General features: G+C 70.5%; 10 protein-coding genes. 7 read left to right on the top strand and 3 right to left on the bottom strand.

What is annotated here, in order from left to right:
- Nucleotides 1-429: 429 nt before the first annotated feature.
- Complete coding sequence (locus WME89_RS25905) at nt 430-2325, top strand: C69 family dipeptidase (protein WP_438011753.1); 1896 nt, start codon at nt 430-432, stop codon at nt 2323-2325.
- On the opposite strand, the gene WME89_RS25900 is transcribed toward WME89_RS25905, so the two are convergent.
- A complete protein-coding gene (locus tag WME89_RS25900) occupies nt 2225-3652 on the bottom strand; it encodes an outer membrane protein assembly factor BamB family protein (RefSeq protein ID WP_438011752.1) in 1428 nt (475 codons plus the stop codon). The two genes, WME89_RS25905 and WME89_RS25900, sit on opposite strands and share 101 nt — an antisense overlap.
- A 259-nt stretch (nt 3653-3911) precedes the next feature.
- Between WME89_RS25900 and WME89_RS25895 the strand changes: the two genes are divergently transcribed.
- A complete protein-coding gene (locus tag WME89_RS25895) occupies nt 3912-4826 on the top strand; it encodes an SDR family oxidoreductase (RefSeq protein WP_438011751.1) in 915 nt (304 codons plus the stop codon).
- Nucleotides 4827-5076: 250 nt separating this feature from the next.
- Nucleotides 5077-6390, top strand: a complete 1314-nt coding sequence (locus WME89_RS25890) for a hypothetical protein (protein ID WP_438011750.1) — start codon at nt 5077-5079, stop codon at nt 6388-6390.
- A gap of 82 nt (nt 6391-6472) precedes the next feature.
- Here the strand turns inward: WME89_RS25890 and WME89_RS25885 are convergent, their stop codons facing one another.
- Both WME89_RS25885 and WME89_RS25880 read right to left on the bottom strand, forming a co-directional pair.
- Nucleotides 6473-9034, bottom strand: a complete 2562-nt coding sequence (locus tag WME89_RS25885; protein WP_438011749.1) for a PEP/pyruvate-binding domain-containing protein — start codon at nt 9032-9034, stop codon at nt 6473-6475.
- Between the two features lie 338 nt (nt 9035-9372).
- Nucleotides 9373-10287, bottom strand: a complete 915-nt coding sequence (locus WME89_RS25880; RefSeq protein ID WP_438011748.1) for a class I SAM-dependent methyltransferase — start codon at nt 10285-10287, stop codon at nt 9373-9375.
- 481 nt (nt 10288-10768) lie between these two features.
- Here WME89_RS25880 and WME89_RS25875 point away from each other — a divergent pair, with 481 nt between their 5' ends.
- The 4 genes from WME89_RS25875 to WME89_RS25860 all read left to right on the top strand — a co-directional run bounded on the left by WME89_RS25875 (nt 10769) and on the right by WME89_RS25860 (nt 20886).
- The gene (locus WME89_RS25875) at nt 10769-11107 is read left to right on the top strand and encodes a Kazal-type serine protease inhibitor family protein (protein WP_438011747.1); all 339 of its coding nucleotides are present in this window, start codon (nt 10769-10771) and stop codon (nt 11105-11107) included.
- A gap of 337 nt (nt 11108-11444) precedes the next feature.
- Nucleotides 11445-13271 carry a CotH kinase family protein gene (locus tag WME89_RS25870; protein WP_438011746.1) on the top strand — a complete coding sequence of 609 codons (1827 nt, stop codon included), beginning with the start codon at nt 11445-11447 and terminating at the stop codon, nt 13269-13271.
- 613 nt (nt 13272-13884) lie between these two features.
- Nucleotides 13885-15186 carry a hypothetical protein gene (locus WME89_RS25865; RefSeq protein ID WP_438011745.1) on the top strand — a complete coding sequence of 434 codons (1302 nt, stop codon included), beginning with the start codon at nt 13885-13887 and terminating at the stop codon, nt 15184-15186.
- A 465-nt stretch (nt 15187-15651) separates the two neighbouring features.
- On the top strand, nt 15652-20886 hold the full coding sequence (locus tag WME89_RS25860) for an AAA family ATPase (RefSeq protein ID WP_438011744.1): 5235 nt from the start codon (nt 15652-15654) through the stop codon (nt 20884-20886).
- Nucleotides 20887-20939: the final 53 nt, after the last annotated feature.

Raw genomic sequence — 20939 nt, 5'->3', positions numbered from 1 at the left:
GGCTCACGACAAAGAATCGTCTTCAATTGCGTCCACTTGTGGATCGCGCGCTGCTGTGTTGGCAAGCGAAATTTTGTTACAATGGATCGTGCAGGTAAGAAAAGACGTTGGAGCGCTGCGCGAGGACGTGGGGTGCGGTGAACCGATGTGGGCAGAAGGGCGTCCAAGCGTTTCGGAGAGGTCAAGCCCCAGCTTTGGTACCTGCCCTGGGTCGACAGAACATTCTTCTATGCGATCCGACCCTCCTGAAAAACTACGCCGACTATCAATGACCTATCCATGCATAGAAGAGGCCGCCTGAACGAAGCGGCCTGCGTGGCTGCACGCGCACGGGGGACGCCGCGCTGGCGACGGGTTGGCCGCGCTGGTACCCTGTCCGGGTGGCCAGGCCTGCCATTGCCATGGCAGCCTTCAATCCTGGAGGTCTCCATGCGCCGCGAGCGTCGAATCGGGCTCGTTTGCCTGGCGGTCATCGCCCTCTTCGGTGTCGTCCTGCCGGAGAGCGCCGATCGGGGCTCCGCCGCGCGCGTCACGCTCGATCGCGCCGCGCCCTCCTCCGACCTGGACGCCCGCCTCCGTCGTGACGGGAGGACCGTCAAAGAGCGGACCACCGAGACATGCACCACCGTCATCGTGGGAAAGGGGCTCACGGAGAAGGGCAATCTCCTCCACGCGCACAACGAGGACCTCTGGTTCGATACGGCGCAGAACCTGCTCTCCGAGCCGGCGAGGACGGTCGATCCTGCGAGCGACGAGCGCTTCTACCACGTCTCCGTGCCTTACGGTGTCACGGGCACGTTCGCGCTCATGGGCTCGTACAACTTCAACATCGATGACGTGCCGGGGGACATCGGGCTCGGCATCAACGAGAACGGCGTGATGATCACGACCAATACCGGGCATGCCCGGTCGGAGGAGCTCGGGGAGCCGCCGGCCCCGTTCGTCTATAGCGACTTCATCCGGTATGCGCTCGAGCGAGCCCAGACGGCCTCCGACGCGGTCGATCTGATCGGCGCCGCGGTCGAGGACCACGGCATCAGCGGCGACCCCGGGTTGATGTTCTTCATCTCCGATCCGCAAGAGGGCTGGCTGCTCGAGGCGACCCCGCGTCACTGGGCGGCCGTGAGGTGCCCGGACGACGGCTACCTGGCGCGAGCCAACCGATACGGCATCACCACCGCCGGAGACCGCCGGTCGCCCGCCCTCCTCTCCGACGCCATCGACAGAGGGTGGTACGAGCCGGCCGATCCCGATGACCCCGAGGACGGGTTCAGCTTCCGGGACGTGTATGGCGATCCCGAGTGGAACAGCGGTCCCTACGTCGACTACAACGAGCCGCGTGAGGACGCGGTGCAGGACCACCTCGCCGCGCTGACGGCCGGCGGCGGGAGGGTGTCGGCCGAGGAGCTCCTCCCGCTGCTGCGCAGCCACTTCGAGGGGACGAGCCACCACGCGGAGCCGCCGCACGACCGCGCGGAGGACGTCGACTACACCGGCGAGACGGCGCGGCGCACCGTCTGCACCGCGCGGACGGTGATCTCGCTCGTGGCCGAGCAGGACGACACCCTCCCCGCAGGGATGATGGCCAAATGGTGGACCGCGCTGCCGGCGCCCTGCACCGGCGGCTACTTCCCGATCTATCTGGCGCACCTGGGCCAGCCGTTCCCCGCCAGCTATACCAACGCCGCCGTGGATGGCACGCCCCGACCTGACATCAATGCCTGGTGGGCCCACGCCGCCCTGGTCAGCGCGGTCGATCAGGACTACCCGGGCCGGCAGCCGGAGGTGCGGGCGGCCTTCGATGCCTTCGAGTCGGACATCCTGGGCCGGGTGCCCTCCCTCGAGGCCGACGCCTCGGCGCTGTACGGGGCTGGCAAGGCCGCCGAGGCCGACGCGCTGCTCAACAGCTTCACCGATGACCGCGCCAGCGCCGCGTTCGAGGACACGAAGCGCCTCGCGGCGGAGATCAGCGCGCCGAGGCCGAGCGACGAGGACAGCGCCGGCGGCTCCTCCTGCCGTCTGCCCGCGGGACGACCCGCCCGGCTCCAGGGCGCGGCGTGGCTCGCGCTCGCGGGCGTCGCGCCTCTCCTGCGCGCCCGCCGGCGAGCGACCAGGACGCCGACGAGCGGATCGCGCGCGAGCCTGGCCTGGGCGCCTGATCCCCGCCCGCGCGGCCGATCTCTGCCGCGTCTCCTCAGCGGGGGTCTGCTGCCCGAAAACGCGTTCAGCGAGCGAACTTCGCGAGGAATCCCTCCGCACGTCCCACGCTGCCGATCGACCCGCCCCCCAGATCCATGCGGCCAGGGAAGGTTCCGCCTGCGATGAGATTGCCCTCGGGGTCGCCGGCGCAGACCACGTTCCATGGTTCCACGTAGCCGCCGAACGTCTTGCTCCAGAGGTGATTGCCTGCGGCGTCGAGCTTGATGGCGAACAGCTCATGGTCGCAAGGGATCTCGACGCCGCCGATGCGCGTGGCGCTGTAGCATTCGCCGCCCAGGAAGATCTCGCCGGCGGCGTTCACCGCGAGCGTCGACGGAGAGAGACTGCTGGCGGGCGTGCTCCACAGGAAGTTGCCCGCGGCGTCGAGCTTCACGAGCGAGTAGCCCACAGGCAGCGGGCCGGTACCGAAGTCCGCAGTCCCGTTCGAGCTGCACAACATCACGAACCCTCCAGCGCCGTCCAGGCCCTTCGGGCCGGCCGTGGCGCCCCGGACGAGCCGGCTGCTCAGGTGATTGCCCGCCGGGTCGAGCTTCACGATGAACAGGTCGCCGCTGGACGAGCCTGGCAGCACCCCTCCGCCGAAATCGAGCGGGCCGCGGAAGGTGCCGGTGAGGATCACGTTGCCCGCCGGATCCAGCGCCGCGTGGGCCGTCTGCTGGGGCTGCCTGTTGGCGAAGCGCCGGCTCCACAGGGTGTTCCCCGAAGCGTCGAACCTCGTGACGACGATGTCTGCGATGTCAGAGGAGTAGTAGCCCGTGACCCCGCCGATCACCGCCTCGCCCGAGGCGTTGACGCCAAGGTTGTACTGGGCCAGGCTGAACAGCGAGGCCCACACGGGGTTCCCGGACGCGTCGAGCTTGATGAGCGCGCTGTCTCCGGTGCCGTATTGGTTGATGAAGAACACGTTCCCCGACGCGTCCGTCGCGATCATCCCGCCGCTATAAGATTCGCTGTAGGCCTTGTGCCAGAGGTGATTCCCGGCGGCATCGTACTTCGCGACGAAGCTCGAGCCCGCGCTGCTCCTCGGGGACTCGACGCCCCCGCCGAAATCGGCGACCCCGACGAACCCCCCTCTCACGAGCACGTTGCCCGAGGGGTCCGTCGCGACGGCGTGCACCGGCTGGGTCTCGACGTGCTCTCCGAACATGGAGAGATCCTGGGAGCTGCCGCCGCTGACAAAGAAGGACTGAAGGAAGGCGTCGTGGCCAGGACCGAGGGGCATGCCGCACCCCGGCTCGGCGCCGCTGCACCGGGAGCCGACGATGTAGCCCCATGACGTGGAGGGCGGCGCGCTGATCCCGATGTCCGTCACCACGTCATCGTCCATGTCCCCGAACCGGCGGCTCCACACGTGCGCGCCGGACGCGTCGAGGCTCGCCACGAACGTGTCGGCGCCGCCCGCGCTCACCAGGGGGTCGCCGCCGAAGCTCACCGAGCCGCGAAACGAGCCCGTGAAGAGCGCGTTGCCCCTGGGCTCCAGGACGACGGCCTCGCCGCTCTGGTCGTCGGCGTCGCCGAACCCGCGGCCCCACGGCCCTCCACCGCGTCCGCTGGTGCGAGGCCGACCTCGGGACGTCGAGGCGGGTCTGTGCAGGGTACCACGACCTCGATCTCCGCGGCGGAATACCTGACAGGAGATGTCAGGATCTCCATGCCACCCTCGCGCGCGCACTGGCAGAGGAGGATGGAGCATGAGCAGAGCACTTCACGGCAAGGTGGCCCTCGTCGCGGGCGCGACGCGCGGCGCGGGCAGGGGGATCGCGGTCGAGCTGGGCGCGGCGGGCGCGACCGTGTACGTCACGGGCCGCACGACGCGCGCGCAGCGCTCGGAGATGGATCGCCCCGAGACCATCGAGGAGACCGCCGAGCTGGTCACCCGGGCGGGGGGCGAGGGGATCGCTGTGCAGGTGGATCACCTGGAGCGCGAGCAGGTCCGGGAGCTCGTGGCGCGCATCGAGCGGGAGCAGGGCCGGCTCGACGTGCTGGTCAACGACGTGTGGGGCGGCGAGCACCTGTTCGCGTGGGACAAGCCGCTGTGGGAGCACTCGCTGGACAACGGACTGCGGCTCCTGCGGCTGGCCGTCGATACCCACATCATCACGAGCCACCATGCCCTGCCGCTGCTCATCCGGAGGCCGGGCGGCCTCGTCGTCGAGATCACGGACGGCACGTCCGATTACAACGCCGGGCATTATCGCGTGTCGTTCTTCTACGATCTCGCCAAGACCGCCGTCCTCCGCCTGGCGTTCGCCCAGGCGGAGGAGCTGCGGGCCCACGGCGGCACGGCCGTCGCGCTGACGCCTGGCTGGCTGCGCTCGGAGATCATGCTGGGGCATTACGGGGTCACCGAGGAGCGGTGGCGCGACGCGCTCGCGAAGCAGCCTCATTTTGCGATCTCGGAGACTCCCGCTTACGTGGGCCGCGCGGTGGCCGCGCTCGCCGCCGACCCGGAGGTGGCCCGCTGGTCCGGGAAGTCGCTGTCGAGCGGCCAGCTCGCGAGGGTCTACGGCTTCACCGATCTGGACGGCTCCCAGCCCGACGCCTGGCGGTACCTCGTCGAGGTCCAGGACGCCGGCAAGCCCGCCGACGTCACCGGCTATCGGTAGCCGATATCAGCGCTTGCTGGCCTCGACCAGATGGTCGCGCGGCGCGCCAGCCGGCGCGGGACGAGAGGGCCAGCGCCCCAGCGCGCGCCCACCTGCATCGAGCGCAAGCGTAGCGCGGCTGTGGCGGTGATCTCGGTCCCGGAGGCCCCAGCTCGTCGGCTACGGGCGGTCTGCCCGGAGCCTTCGTCGCCTCTGTCCTCCCTGCGTGTCCGCGGTTCCCGCGGACACCGGACGCCGCTAGACTCGCCGCGTGAGCGAGCTGCGGATCTGGAGCCCGGGTGTGGCCATCGAGCGGGCCTGGCCGCGCCGCCTCGTCGGCTGGCTGTTCCTCGCCGCCAGCGCCGCCGCCGTGCTCTTCGTCCGCGAGGGGGACGGCATGTCGCGCGAGGTGTTCACGACCGGCGCCAGCGGCGTGTACGGCCTCGTCTTCGGCGTCGCTTATCTCCTCAATGCCTATTTCGGCCCGGATCGGGCGCCCGGAAGGGACAAGTTGCTCGCGGGCACCGTCGAGATCGACGCCGATGTGGTGGCGGTCGACCGGGGCAAGGACCGCGTCCGGATCCCGCGCCGGCAGCTCGAGGGCGGCTACCTCGATGTGTCGCGGGGCGAGTGCTGGGCCGTCCTCCGTCAGCGGAGCGCCGACGCCGTGTGGCTCCGCGTCCGCGACGTCGAGGAGGGGCGCGCCCTCCTGCGGGCCGCGGGCCTCGCCGTCGAGCAGCACGTCTTCAGGACGCGCCTCGTCAGCGTCGCGGAGGAGGGCCTCACCCCGGGGGCGCGCGTCGCCGTGTGGCTCGTGGCGATCTACGGCACCATGGCGCTCGGCTGGGTGGCGTCGCGCGGGCTGGAGCGCGACGCCCCTGGCGCGATCATCGCCGCCGCCCTCTGTCTCTGCTGCATCGTCGTCTATGCCGTGCTGAAGCTCGCCCTCCCGCGCGCCGCGCTGGTCGGGACCGACGGCGTCGCGCTCAGGAGCTTCCGCGCGCGCCGCTTCGTGCCCTATGCGAGCGTCGCGGCCGTGCGCGCCGACGGCCGGGGCGTGTGGCTGGACCAGCACAGCGGCCCGCCCCTGCTGCTGGCCACGGTGCCGCGGCTCTCGCGCCGTCTCCTCGCGTCGATGCCGGCGGGCGCCCGGCTCGGAGCGGCGACGGAGGTGCTGTTCCACCGCCTGAAGGAGTCGATGGCCGTGGCCGCGCCGAGCGACGCCTCGGCCGCGCGCTTCGCCGACCTCGACCGCCGCGGCCGGCCGGTCGATGCGTGGCGCCGGGCGCTGGAGGCGCTGGTGCGGGGGGCGACGGGCGCCGCGCAGTACCGCCGGGCCAGCGTGACCGAGGACGACATCGCCCGCCTGCTCGAGGACGTGGCTGCGCCGCCGGAGCGCCGGATCGCCGCCGCGCTCGCGCTTGCGGCCAGCGACGATCCGGCCGTGCGGGGCCGGGTGCGGATCGCGGCGAGCGCCTGCGCCAACGAGGCGCTCCGGCGCGCCCTGGAGAAGGCCGCCGAGGGCGAGCTCGAGGCCGTCGACGTCGAGCTCGCCGAGCGGGCCTGCGCGCTCGCGGCGCGGTGAGCCCCGGCGTCGGCGCTGGCCACCCCGGAGGCGGCTCAGCCAGCGATGGCCTCAGCCGCGAGAGCCTCAGCCAGCGACGGCCTCAGCCAGCGACGGCCTCGGCCGCGACGGTCTCCGCCGCGACGGCCTCCGCCGCGACGCCTTCGGGCGCAGCGGCCTGGCCGAGGAGCACCACCCGGCCTTCCGTGCCGTCCACGAGGAGCTCCTGGCCGTCCGCGATCCGTGCGGTCGCCCCGACGGCCCCCAGCACCGCGGGGATCCCGTACTCGCGCGCGACGATGGCCGCGTGGGAGACCGCGCCCCCGGTGTCGGTCACCACGCCCGCGGCGAGGTTGAAGAGCGGCGTCCACGAGGGGTTCGTGTACCGGCAGACAAGGATTTCCCCTGCCTTGAGCCGCGCGAACTCGCGCTCGTCGCGCACGATGCGCGCCCTGCCGCGGACCACCCCGGACGACGCCCCGATGCCGCGGAGCTCGTTCCCCGAGGCACCGCCCGCGCGCGCCTGGAACGCCCGCTTCTGCCACCTCCCGTTGACGACCCCGTAGGTCGTGCGCCTGCGTCGAACGAGCCGCTTCGCCTCGTCGAGCGGCGGCGCCTCCCCGAGGAGCCACGCCCGGAGCTCGGCCTCCGTCAGGTAGAAGATGTCGTCGGGGGCCGGCAGGCGCCCGCGCTCGTGCAGGCGGCGCGCGACCTCGGCCAGGATCGCCTGGAGCGCCGAGAACGCCCGCATCAGGTCGAAGTGCGAGCGCTCCCGGAAGACGATCGCGCGCCGCAGCCGCTCGAGGGTGACGCGGAACGCGTCGGCCAGACCCGGCACGAAGCGGAGCTTGCGCGTGACCTCCTCGAGCGCCGCCCTGTAGCGCGCGAGCCCGGCCTCCTCGGACGGCGGCTCGGCGACGTCGAGCAGGCCGCGGAGGAGCCCCCACATCGGCGCGGGATCCTGCCGCCAGGTCGGCGCGGAGAGGTAAAACCCTTTGCTCTCGCGGTGCCCGTGCTCGTCCAGGAAGGCCTCGACCTCGGCGAGGTAGGCCCGGCCTGCCTCCGACGCGCGCAGGTCCTCCGGGCGCCCCGCGCGGATCGGGCCAGATACCTTCGGCCCTGCGCTCACCGCCTTCCGCGCGAGGTGGAAGAGCGCGAGGTTGACGTCGGACGTGCGGGTGCGCAGGCCCGAGACGAGGTCGCCCATGATGGCGTCGGCCCGCTTCGTCCCCACGGCGACGGTCACCGGAGCCCGCAGCGCGATAGCGGCGATCTGGCTGGCGCTCTTCTCGAACCGCTCGCCCAGGACCTCTGTCGTCGTCGCCGCGATCCGGTCGGCGCGGCGGAGGAGCGCGGCGTCGTCCAGCGCGCGGAGGTCGACCGGCGCGCAGACCTCCTGGAGCCGCTTGAAGGCCTCGCCTTCCCACCACGCCATCCCGTCCTCGCGCAGGCTGGCCGCGACCTTCCCTGGCAGCCGGAGCAGCCGGAGGGTGGGTCGCACCGGCGGCAGGACGAAGAACTCCCGCCACACCTGGTCGACGAGCGCGCGCTCGTCGGCCTCGTCCACGTCGACCCCGAGGAAGCGCATCATCCGGGCGAGCGCGGGGATGGTGATCCGGAAGCCCCATTGATCGAGCGGCTTCGGGGCGACGGGGAAGCGGTCGTTGTCGTTCGCCTCGATCATCTTCCGCTGCATGCGGGTGAGCTTCGGGAGCGGCGGGAGGGGCTCGATCTCGGCCGCGCCGAGGGTGGTGATGGGGCGTGACTGGAGGAGGTGAATGGAGCCCCCCGCGAAGGCGAACTCCACATCTTGAGGGCAGCCGAAATGGGCCTCGAGGCGGAGCCCGATGCGCGAAAGCTCGAGCACCAGGGCGTCGCTCGGCGCGGGGCGACCTGGGTGCCGTCGGTCGCGCTCCTCGATGGCGAGCTCGTCCGCGCCGGGGCCCGGGGCGCCGTCCGGCCGGTCCGGGCGGGGCTCCGCGGACCCGGCGAACGGCGCGCGCCGCAGGCGGTACACGTCGCCGGTCGTGTGCCCTGAAACGACGGCCTCGCCGAGGCCCGGCGCGACCTCCAGGAGCATGCGGTCGGCGCGCTGGGCCACCGGGTCGACGGTGAACAGGACACCGGCGAAGTCGGCCGGCACCATGCGCTGCACGACGACGGCGATGTTGACCCCCAGGTGGTCGATGCCGCGCGCCGCCCGGTACTGGAGGGCCCTCGAGCTCCAGAGCGACGCCCAGCACCGCCGCAGCGCGCGCAGGAGGTCGTCCTCTCCCGCCACGTCGAGGAACGTCTCGTGCTGGCCCGCGAACGAGGCGTCGGCGAGGTCCTCGGCCGTCGCCGAGGACCGGACCGCGACCGGCGGCGCGCCGAGCTCCCGGTAGGCGTCGCGGACCGCGTCCTCGATGTCGGGCAGCATCGCGCCCTTCTCGAAGAGCTCCGCCACCTCCGCGGCCGCGGCGTCCCAGCCGCTCGAGGTGAGGTGCGCCGAGAGCCGCACGGCGAGCCCCCAGGCGCGCGCCTGCTCTGCGTACGCGTCGGCGCTCACCACGAACCCGGGCGGCACCGCGAGCCCGAGGCGGGTCAGCTCGCCGAGGTTTGCGCCCTTGCCGCCTGCCGTGGAGAGATCCGCCCGGGAAAGCTGGCTCAAGCGATGGACAAGCATCGTGCGTCTCCTTCGGCCAAGAGATGTTGCAAGCCGAGCTGGCGCCGCCGGCGGCCGTGGCGCCGCGCCCGGACGCCGCGCGCCCCGGACGACGAGCGCCCACCCCCGTCGTTGCCGCGTCTGCCAGTAAGTATCGCGAGACTTACAAATGGCAAGATCTCGTAACAATTTTGACACGCAGATCCCGGACGGGGCGCGCCTGCTTTCTGGAGCACGGCGCGGGCGTCTCGACGGCGCTCATCGCGGAGCGGCTCGGGAGCGCGCTCCCGGCGCCCCGCTCGCGCCAGCGCGCCCTGCTCGCGTCAGCGCGGCGCGCTCGCGCCGGCGCCCTGCTCGCGTCAGCGCGGCGCGCTCGCGCCGGCGCGCTTGCCCACGACGATGTACTGCTCGGGCAGGTCTTCCGCGACGATCTGGGGCGAGAGGCCCCCGGCGCGGAGCTCGGCGGCGACCGCCTCGGCGGGGATGCGGTGCTCCTTCGGGGGGCCCTGGCGCGCGGCGTCCGTGAAGTCGACGACGACCACCGCCCCGTCCGGGCGGAGCGCGGCCTTCAGCTTCGCCGCGTAGGCGGGGCGGTCGGGGATGTGGTGCCAGGTGTCGACCACGAGGATGCGGTCGACGGAGCCGGGCTCGATCCCGGGATCGTCGGGCCTGACCTGGCGCGCGGTGACGTTGGTCAGGCGCTCGCGGGTGGCGCGCTCCGCCATGTAGCGGACCATGTCCGGCTCGATGTCCAGGCCGACGACCGCGCCGGTCGGCCCTACCGCGCGGGAGAGGTGCGGCAGGAAGTAGCCCGTGCCCGCCCCGAGGTCCGCGACCCGCATGCCGGGGGCGATCCGCATGGCGGCGACCACCGACGCGGGCTTCTGCCAGGCGTCGCGCTCGGGGCCCTCGAACCGGGCCACCCAGTCCTCCGCCCGCTCGAAGCGGTGCACGAGCGGCCCAGCGCCGTGCCCATGCCCGGCGTGCTCCGCGTGGTGGCCGGCGTGCTCTGCGCCTGGGCCGGCGTGCTCTGCGTGGTGGCCGGCGTGCCCGGCGCGGTGATCCGCAAGGCCGGCGTGACCGGGGTCGCCCGCAGGGCCGGCGTGACTCGCGTGATCCGCGGGGCCGGCGCCTCCCGCGCGGCGGGCCTGCGCGCGGCTCGCGGGCTCGTGCGGTCCGCCGCTGGCAGGCGCGGCAGCGTCGGGCGTGGCGCTGCAGCTGCCGAGGAGGGCGGCGACGGCGGCGAGGGCGGCGCAGTGAAGGCGGCGGTGCATCCGCGCTCCCCTACCACGATCGAAGCGCTGGAGTCCCGCGCAGATCGGGCGAGCCCTTGCTTGCCTGAGGCATCCCCTCGAATTCTTCGGAAAATTCACAGGGAGGCGGGGAGACGGGGAGGGAAGTCTTCAAGATACTCCCTGTCTCCCCGCCTCCCTGTTCCATTTCCCCGCTGAAAATGGCCGCGAGATGAGGGGGTTCCCCGGCTCGCTCACAGGAGCGCGCCTCTGCCCGATCCGGACGGCCCGGACGCCGCGGACGAGCGCGAAAGCCGCGAAGCTCGCGCGGCCCGACTCCCGCCAGGCCTTGCCAGCGTGACACCCGTCCTCCGCAGCCCCGCGACAGCCGCTTTGCGATCTCATCGCTCATCGACGAGGCGTCTCGACCCGGCGATCGCCGCGCCGGCCGCCGCCGCAGGGGAGGGAGCTCGTGCACGCCGTCGCGCCGCCGGGAGCGGCGAGGCGACATTCGAGGAGCATCATGAACAATCAGGATCCTGTCCACAACACGCGTCGTGCGTCCGTTTCCCGGCTCGCACTCTCGATGATTCCATCGATCATTGGCTTTCAGCTCATGGGCTGTCAGGTGGAGGCGACCGACGGCGTCGCCGATCCGATCGTCTCCGACGCTCAGGAGGTGAGGGCAGACAGCGGGCGCGAGGGCTCCGCCTGCGGCGGCCTCGCCGGCCGCGGCTGCCAGCGTGGATCCTTCTGCAAGCACGAGATCGAGGCCAGGTGCGGCGCGGCCGATCGCGGCGGCACCTGCGCGCCCATCCCGCAGGCGTGCACGTTCGACTACAAACCGGTCTGCGGCTGTTGACGACAAGACATACGGCAACGCGTGCTCCGCGAACGCGGCGGGCGTGTCCGTGGCGTCGCTCGGCGCGTGCCCTGCGCCCTCGCGAGGGAGCGCCTCGCGGCCGTCTGCCACGCCGGCGGCGGAGAGCGCGACCCGCGCGAGGCCCACGGCCGCGGCGCGCGAGCGCCTCGCCGGACCGGCGCGTCGGCCCTCGATAGCCCGGGATCGAGGGGCGGACCGCGCCTTGAACACAGCGCCGCGCGGCGCCGCATTCGTCCCCGGCGTGCACATTTTGTGACACAAGCGTTACACGATCGTCATAGGATCGCCACCGGACTGCCGAGCTTAGGAGCGATCGATGAAAGTACGAATTCTGCATTATCTCTTGCCGCTCGCAGCGCTGGCTGCCTCGCCCCTCGTGGGCTGCGGCTCATCCGATCCCAGCTCGACCTCAGGGACGGGCGCCGGCGGGAGCGACGGCACGGGCGCTGGCAACACGGGCCCGGGCGGCACCGGCGGCGGCGGCTCGAGCGGCGGCACGGGCGGCACCGACACGGGTGGCGGCGGCTCGGGCGGGGTCGGCGGTGAGGACAGCACTGTAAAGGAACAGCCCGATTACGCCCTCGCGTTCCCGCAGGACCGGGTTCCGCGCATCGACATCACCATCACGCCCGAGCGCTGGCAGGAGATGGTCGACGACATCACGTCGATGATCGGCGAGTTCGGGGCGCAGGGCCCCGGCGGATTCGTGCCGCCGCAGGAGTGGGTCGACGCCTGCGACGGGCTCGCGGCCGGCGATGCCTGCACGGTCGATCTCTTCGGGTCCCCCGCCGAGGGGACGTGCGGGGAGCTCCCCGGCGGCCTTACCTGCCAGCCGAAGCCGCCGGATCCCGGCGACTTCGTGCCGCCGCAGGACTGGATCGACGCCTGCAACGATCTCGCGGCGTCCGACCCCTGCACGATCGACATCTTCGGGACCGAGACCCCGGGGACGTGCACCGAGCACGAGGTCGGCCTGGCCTGCATGCCCGCCGGACCGGGGCCGGGCGGCGATCCCGGGCTGATCAGCAGCGTCGACCTCATCCCGCGCTCGCCGGTCTACGTCGAGTGCGACGTCGCCACCGAGGACCGGAAGTGGCAGCACGTCGGCGTCCGCTTCCGGGGCAACGCAAGCCTGCTCCTGCCCTGGGGGGCGGGTAACTGGAAGCTGCCGTTGCGCCTCAATTTCGACCGCTTCGAGGACACCTACCCCGAGACCAACGACCAGCGCTTCTACGGGTTCGATGGGCTGGCGTTCACCAGCAGCTACCTCGATCCGTCGCTCCTGCGCGAGAAGCTCGGGACCGACATCTTCGCCAAGGCGGGGATCCCCGCGCCCGCGACCGCCTTCTATCGGGTCTTCATCGATCACGGCGAGGGGCCGATCTACTTCGGGCTGTACACCGGGATCGAGGTGCCGTCGGACGACTCGTTCCTCGACAAGCATTTCGGCGGCCACAAGGGCAATGTCTACAAGCCCGACGGCACCGGCGCGCGATGGGAGACCTGGGACCCCGACACCCTAGTCAAGGAGAACAACGAAGAAGAGGCCGATTTCTCGGACGTGCGCGCGCTGTTCGACGCGCTGCACGCTGACCGGACCGACGCCGCCGCCTGGCGCGCGGGGCTCGAGGCGCGCCTCGATGTCGACGGCTTCCTGCACTGGCTGGCGCTGAACACGGTGATCGAGGACTGGGACGTGTACGGCCGCCTGCCCCACAACTACTACCTCTACTCGGACCCGAGCAAGAACGGGCAAATCACGTGGATCCCGTGGGACCACACGTTCGCGTTCACGGATACCGAGACGCCGGGATCGACCCCGATGGCGGCGCTGCCCCTCTCGATGGACGAGGTGAGCGAGCAATGGCCGCTCATCCGCTACCTGCTCGATGATCCGGTGTACCTCGAGGTCTACCGCGATTACGTGGCGCAGGCCGCCGCGGAGGAGTATGAGCCGGCCGCCACCGAGGCGTGGTTCCAGGCGGCGCACGACCTGATCGCGCCGTACGTCGTCGGGCCGGAGGGCGAGATCGAGGGGCACACGCACCTCGCGTCGCCCGCCGACTTCGACGCTGGCCTCGCCGCGCTGATCGCCCACGCCAAGGGGCGTCCGGCGGACGTGGCCGAGTACCTCGGCCAGTAATGCGCGGAGAGAGGGCGAGGGGCCCGGCTCCTCGCCCCTGACGGCCCGCGCCCGGCGCCCCATTGCGGGCGTTGGACGCGCGGGCGCCGCGAGCTACGACAAGCTCGCGTCCGAGCGCCGCGACCACCGCGTGCTCCCGACATCGATCCCCTGAGCTCCTCGCCGTCCGGCTCGACCTCCCGCGGCGCTGGGCGAGGCGGCCGGCGGCCCCGCCCCGGACATGGCGCCAGGGCGAAAGCTCACCCCTCGGCCGCCGAGCGGCAGACATTCGACCCAGGGCGCCAGTCGGGAAGCGGCCAATGAGGCGCTCGCGCAGGTGATGTGCGTGTGTGGTTGGCTGTGAGATCGTGTTCGGCCGCCGCCTGCTCTACCCGACCAATCTGTGTTTCGGAGAGCTCGAAATGGACGCTGCGCTGTCATGGAATAAATTTACACGGCGCGAGTGAAATCGTATGTAGAACGACTGGGGCGCGCAGGCTGGGAGGGGATTCTCTGCCTGATCCCATTGCGTGATCCAGTCAGGGGGTGTTCGATGCTTCTGTCCGAACGTGACCAAAAGGACGCGTGTGACGCACACAAACCCGGCATGGTAGGCCGCCGATGGAGGGGGTTGATGGCGGCGGCCCTCTCGGTCGCCGCGCTCACGTGGTCCGGTGATGCTCGAGCCAACCAGGAGGTGCGTGACTGGAACACCGTCATGGCGCAGATGGAGCCGCTGACGGGGTTCTTCATGAGCTCGCGGCTCTCGGCGCTCCTGCACGTGTCGATCCACGACGCGCTCAACTCGATCCCCGAGACCGCTCGCTACGAGACCTATCTGCCGCCCGTGGACGCCCAGGGCTGCGCCTCTCCCGAGGCGGCCCTGGCGGCGGCAGGACGGACGATGCTGGCGAGCTACATCGACTTCTACTCGAGCCAGAGCCTCCCGCCGGAGTTCTCGAGCCCGGGCCTTCAAGACCTGTCGCCGATGGTCGAGACCCTCTATGACGCGCAGCTTGCGGCCATACCGGACGGCCCCGCGAAGACGGAGGGCATCCGGATCGGCGAGGCGGCCGCGAGCAACCTGTGGAACGAGCGCCTCGGCGACGGGTGGGACAACCCGGATGATCTGGAGTTCGAGTTCCTCGACAACGACGGCGATGAAAACCCGATGACCGGCCTCCCCGGTGAGTATGTCATGCTCGACCCGGCAGATACGTTCCCCGGCACATCGCAGCCTTTCTTCTTCTGGTGGGGGTACATGACCCCCTGGACGATGAAGTCCAATGACCAGTTCCGGCCCCCCCCTCCGCCCAGACCCAGGAACGGCGCGTTCCGCAGGGACCTGGAGGAGACCCGCGCCTATGGCGCGGTGGACAGCGCCGTGCGCACCCCGCAGCAGAGCTTCGAGGCGCTCTGGTGGGAGGCCTGTGACGGGTACGTCTTCGGCGGCACGTACTCGTTCACCCGGCAGCTCGTCACGGACTTCGATCTGGACAACTACGATGCCGCGCGGGTGTTCGCGCTCGCGATGCTCACCCAGGCGGACGCCATGATCTCCAACGTGAACAGCAAGAACCACTACCACTTCTGGCGGCCGATCACGGCGATCAACTACTTTTATCCGGGCTCCGACTGGGAGCCGCTCATGACGACATCGCCGAACCAAGAATACCCCGCCGGCCACCCCATGGTGAGCGGCGCGACCCTCCACGCCCTGATGGAGTTCTTCGGCGGCGGCGACCTGGATGAGCCGCTCGTCGGGACGAACACCTGCGGAGATATCGTGTTCTCTTCGCTCAAGGACGCCGTCGAGGGGGTGATCAACGCCCGCGTGTGGGGGGGCATTCACTACCGTGGCTCGGGCGAGGTAGGCGCCAGGACGGGCAAGAAGCTCGCCAAGTACGTTCACAGGCGCTTCCTCCAGCCCCTGTAGGGTAGCTGCGCGGCGGCGTCGGCCGTCCGCGCAGTCGTCAAGTTCGACTCCACATCCTCCACATCATCGAGCCAGGAGCGCCGCCTCGGCCTCGGCGCGCGGCGGATGCGCCAGAGCGCCCCGCGCTCCCGGCCTCGTAGGCCTCCAGCACGGAGGCGATGGTCGCTCGATGTGTGTGGTCGTGTCAGGAAGCCCAGCTGAGCGTGACCGCACCGACACGCACCGCCGGCGTGGCCGGTATCGCTCGAAAGGTTCGCCTTCTTACTTGTACGAGCCCGGACAACAGGAATAGTATATTCGTCCGACCAGGGGGGCGTGGTTGGCTCGCGGTTCAGAGTCCGCTGCGTGCTGGTGGTCGTCCGTAGCCTCTGTGTGCCCGGGTGATGTGTCCGCTCGGGTGATGTTACGGCATCCACAGCACGGGCAGCTCCGAGCTGGGCGCGATCACGGGCGCGGGAGGCTATTGTGAGTCAGTTTACAATCACCGAGGAGATCCAGTCGGATTCGGACACCGCTCTGTATCGCGGGTACCGGAATTCGGATCACGCCCCCGTCTCGGTGAAGGTCCTCAAGCGCTCCCACGAGAGCCCGCGCGAGGTCGCCAAGCTCCGCTACGAGTACATGATGATCCGCGACCTCGGCATCCCCGGGGTCGTCACGGCGTACAGCCTCGAGCGGCACGAGAGCGGCCTGGCCCTCGTCATGGAGGACCTCGGGGAGCAGGCGCTCCACGGCGTCCTCAAGGCACAGCAGGTCGACCTCGCGACGGCGCTGAGGATCGCCACCTCCGTCGCGGAGACGCTGGACGCGCTCCATCGCCGGCACGTCATTCACAAGGACATCAATCCCAGGAACATCCTCGTCAACCTGCGCACGGGCGCGGCGAGGCTGAGCGACTTCGGCGTCGCCACGCGCCTCTCCCAGGAGGTCCAGCCGGCCGAGAGCCCCGACGCGCTCGAGGGGAGCCTCCCCTATATATCGCCGGAGCAGACCGGACGGATGAACCGGGCCCTCGATCACCGGACGGACCTCTACTCCCTCGGCGTTGTGATGTACGAGGTGCTCACCGGCCGGCTGCCGTTCCCGTCCTCGGACCCGATGGAGATGGTGCACAGCCACATCGCCCGGAGGCCCATGCCTCTGCACGAGCTCTCCCCCGAGGTCCCGAGGGTCGTGTCCGACATCGTGATGAAGCTCCTCGCGAAGGCCGCAGAGGACCGCTACCAGGGTGCCTTCGGGCTCGCCGTCGATCTGCGCGAATGCCTGGCGCAGCTCGAGGCGAGCGGGACCATCGCGCCGTTCCCGCTGGGCCGGCGCGACCTCTCCGGGGAGCTCCACATCCCCCAGCGGCTCTACGGCCGCGAGGCAGAGACAAGGGATCTCCTGCTCGCGTTCGACAGGGTGGGCCGGGGCGGCGTCGAGCTCCTCCTGGTCGCCGGCTTCTCCGGCATCGGTAAGTCCGTCCTCGTCAATGAGGTCCACAAGCCGATCGCGGCGCGGGGCGGGGTGTTCATCTCGGGCAAGTTCGATCTGCTCAACCGGAGCGTCCCCTACGCGCCCATAGCGAACGCCTTCCGGGACCTCATCCGCGGCCGCCTCCAGGGCTCCGCCGAGGAGCTCGCGGCCCTGAAGGCACAGCTCCTCGCCGCGCTCGGGCCGAACGCGCAGCTCGTCATCGATCTCATCCCGGAGCTCTCGGCCATCCTGGGACCACAGCCGAGCGTGCCGGAGCTCGGGCCGACCGAATCGCAGAACCGCTTCGTGATCGTGTTCCAGAGCTTCCTCCGGGTCTTCTCCACCAGGGAGCGCCCGCTGGTGCTCTTCCTTGACGATCTGCAGTGGGCCGACTCCGCCTCGCTCCGGCTGCTCCAGGCCATCCTGGCGAACCCGGAGAACGCCTATCTCCTCCTCCTCGGGGCGTACCGCGACAACGAGGTCGGTCCGGCCCACCCGCTCGCGCTGACGGTCGAGGAGATACGGAAGGCGGGCGCGACGCTCGGCGAGATCACGCTGAAGCCGCTCGCCCCGTCCACCGTCGCCCAGATCATCGCCGACACCCTCGCGACCGACGTGGAGCGGGTGGAGCCCCTCGCCGAGATCGTCTCGGACAAGACGCAGGGGAATCCGTTCTTCATGAGTCAGCTCCTCGGGGCGCTCCACCGCGACAAGCTGATCGGCTTCAACGTCGGCGCCGGCGCCTGGGAATGGGATCTCACGCGCATCCAGCAGGCGGACATCACGGACAACGTGGTCGTCCTCATGGTCGGCAAGATCCGGAAGCTCGCGCCCGGCACGCAGCGCATTTTGCGGCTCGCCGCGTGCATGGGCCATCAGTTCGAGCTGAAGACGCTGTCGACCATTCACGAGAAGACGCCCGCCGCGACGGCCGCCGATCTGTGGGAGGCGCTCCGCGAAGGCTTCATCGTGCCGCTCACCACGGAGTACCGCTTCCTCCACGCTCCGAGGGCAGAGGAGGTCGATGAGCAGCATGACCTCGCGGCGCTCCGGATATCGTACAAGTTCCTGCACGACCGCGTCCAGCAGGCGGCCTATTCGATGATCGAGGAGAGCCGCCGGCAGGAGGTCCACCTGCAGATCGGCAGGCTGCTCAGGAAGACGCGGCGGGACGAGGGGCACGATGAGGACGTGTTCCAGATCGTCCATCATACGAACCTTGGCGCCTCGCTCATCACCCAGCGCGGCGAGCAGGTGGACGTCGCGCGGCTGAACCTCGCGGCCGGAAAGCGGGCGAAGGCCGCCGCCGCCTTCCAGACCGCGGTGGGCTACTTCCGGGCCGGGGCCATGTTGCTCGGGGAGGCGGGGTGGAGCGACGAGTACGAGACGACGTTCGAGCTCTCCACGGAGCTGGCCGAGTGCGAGTACCTGACCGGCCGCCACGAGGAGGCAGAGGCGCTCTTCGACGTCATCCTGCATCGGGCTCGAACGAGGCTCGAGCGAGCGCAGATCCTCAACCTGCGGGTGGTCCTCTACTGCATGCAGATCAGGTATGCCCAGGCCATGGAGGTCGGGCGGGCCGCGCTCGCGCTCCTGGGCATCCACGTGCCGGAGGCGGAGGAGGCGTGCCAGACCGCGCTGGACGCGGAGCTCGCGGAGGTGCGCGTGAACCTCCGTGGCCGCCGGATCCCCGAGCTCATCGGCTCGCCCGAGATGACCGATCCCGAGCAGCAGATCGCCTTGAAGATCCTGGCGAACCTGTGGGGGGTGGCGTTCATCCTGAACCCCGTGCTGCTCGCGCTCGTCTGCGTGATGCCGGCGAACATCTCGCTCAAGCATGGGCACTCGGAGGAGGCTGCCTTCGGCTACCTGACCTACGGCTTCGTGCTGGCCACGCGCGGCCAGTACCAGGCAGCTCACGAGTTCGGCCAGCTCGCGCTGGATCTCAACGAGAGGTACAACAACGTCTCCATCAAGTGCCGGCTGCACTACATGTTCTCGTTGAACGTGAGCTTCTGTAGAAAGTCGCTCCGTCTGTCCCTCGAGCACGCCAGGCGTGCTGTTCGTGCCGGCCCGGAGTCGGGCGATCTCAATTATCTGTCGTACACCCTCTCCAACATCGTGTGGACCAGGATCGCCCTGGGCGACGAGCTCGGGGCGCTCGGCGAGGAGATCGAGAAGCTCCTCCTCGTGGTGCGGCAGACCTACAACCCGGCGAGCACGGCGAACGTGACGATCGGGAGGCAGCTGGTCGCGTGTCTCCGCGGGCGCACGGCGGGTCTCCACTCCATCGGAGATGACACCCTCGACGAGGCCGCGTTCGTGGAGAGCATCCAGGCGCCAGAGCTCGTCAGCACGTTGTGCTGGTACGCCGCGGCCAAGCTCCGGCTCGCGTTGCTCGCCGAAGATCACGCCGGCGCGATCGAGATGGGGATCATCGCCGACCGCACGATCGGGGGGAGCGCGGGCCTCATCCTGTCGGTCGACATGGCGTTCCACCTGTGCCTCGCGATCCTCGCGCTGCCCCGGGCGCAGGCGTCCGGGGAGCAGCTGGAGAGCATGCTCGGCCGCTATCGGGGCGCGGTCTTCGCCTACGCCGAGGGGTGCCCCGAGAATTTCGAGCACAAGAGGCTCCTCATCCAGGCCGAGGAGGCCCGCGCCGCCGGGCGGCAGGTCGAGGCGATGGAGCTTTACGATCGGTCGGCCCAGGCGGCGAGGACGAGCCGTTTCGTTCACGACGAGGCGCTCGCCAACGAGCTCGCGGCGAGGTTCTATCTCGACCTGGGCCGGGCCAGGGTCGCCGGGGTTTACATGACCGAGGCCCACCGGTGCTATCGAGCGTGGGGCGCGTCCGCGAAGGTGGCGCAGATCGAGGGGAAGTATGGCGCCCTCCTCGCCGCGCGCCCTTCCTCGGCGGCGGAGAGGCTCGGGCTCCCGATGGGGCCTGCGGCGATCGACCTGATGACCGTGATCAAGGCATCACAGGCGCTCTCCGACGAGATCGACCTGGAGCGGCTGCTCCAGAAGCTCATGCGGATCACGATCGAGAACGCTGGCGCCGAGAGGGGGTACCTGCTCCGGGATCATGCAGGGACGCTGCTCCTCGAGGCGGAGGCGACCGCCGAGGGCATGGTCAGCGTCTGCAATCCCCCGGCGCCCCTGTCGGCCTCGGCCGCGCCCATGACCCTCCTCGGGCATGTCCGGCGGGCCCGAGAGCGCGTGGTCCTCGACTATGCGGCGGGCGAGCCGCGGTTCGCGGACGACGATTACATACGACTCAAGCGGCCGAAGTCGGTGCTGTGCATCCCGCTCCTCCGGCAGGCGGCCCTCGTCGGTCTTCTTTACCTGGAGAACAACCTGGCCTCCGGCGCGTTCACGCCGGAGCGCGCCCTGACGCTGGATCTCCTGGCGTCGCAGGCCGCGAGCTCGCTGGAGAACGCGCGCCTCTACGCGGAGCTGTCGAGGGAGAACGCCGAGCGCCGGCGGGCGGAAGAGGCGCTTCGAGAGCTCAACACGGAGCTGGAGCTCCGGATCCAGCAGCGGACGGCGCAGCTCCTGGTGGCCAACAAGGAGCTGGAGGCGTTCAGCCACTCCGTCTCGCACGACCTGCGCGCGCCGCTCAGGGTGATCGACGGCTTCAGCCTCGCCCTGCTCGAGGACCATGGCGACAGGCTCGACGAGGAAGCGCGCGAGCTGCTGACGCAGGTGCGCTGGGGGACCGAGCGGATGTCGGATCTCATCGATGACATGCTCAAGCTGTCGCGGGTGACGCGCGCCGAGATGCAGCGCGAGCGCGTCGACATGAGCGCGCTCGCGGGCGAGGTGCTCGTCGCGCTGAAGAGGTCGCAGCCGGAACGTGAAGTGGAGTGCGTGGTCGCCGAGGGGGTGACCGCGAACGGCGACTCGCACCTCCTCAAGATCGTGCTGGAGAACCTGCTCGCCAACGCGTGGAAGTTCACGAGCAAGCGCGCGGACGCCCGGATCGAGTTCGGGCAGCTCAAGGCCGGGCAGCGAGAGCCGCGCGACGGGCGCGCTGCGTACTTCGTGCGCGACAACGGCGCCGGGTTCGACATGAGGTATGTCGCGAAGCTGTTCGGCACCTTCCAGCGCCTGCACACCGAGGAGGAGTTCGAGGGGACCGGCGTTGGCCTCGCGACCGTGCACCGCGTCGTCGCGCGCCACGGCGGCCGCATCTGGGCCGAGAGCGCGGTCGACCAGGGCGCGACCTTCTATTTCACCCTCTAGCTCACCCTCCAGGCTGGACCCTTTGGCTCGCGAGACATCATCATGAAACACGG

The organism is Sorangium sp. So ce321, assembly GCF_051530195.1.
Lineage (GTDB): Bacteria > Myxococcota_A > Polyangia > Polyangiales > Polyangiaceae > Sorangium.
Note: the sequence above shows the minus strand (reverse complement) of the source record. Positions and strands in the feature narration are given on the sequence as shown.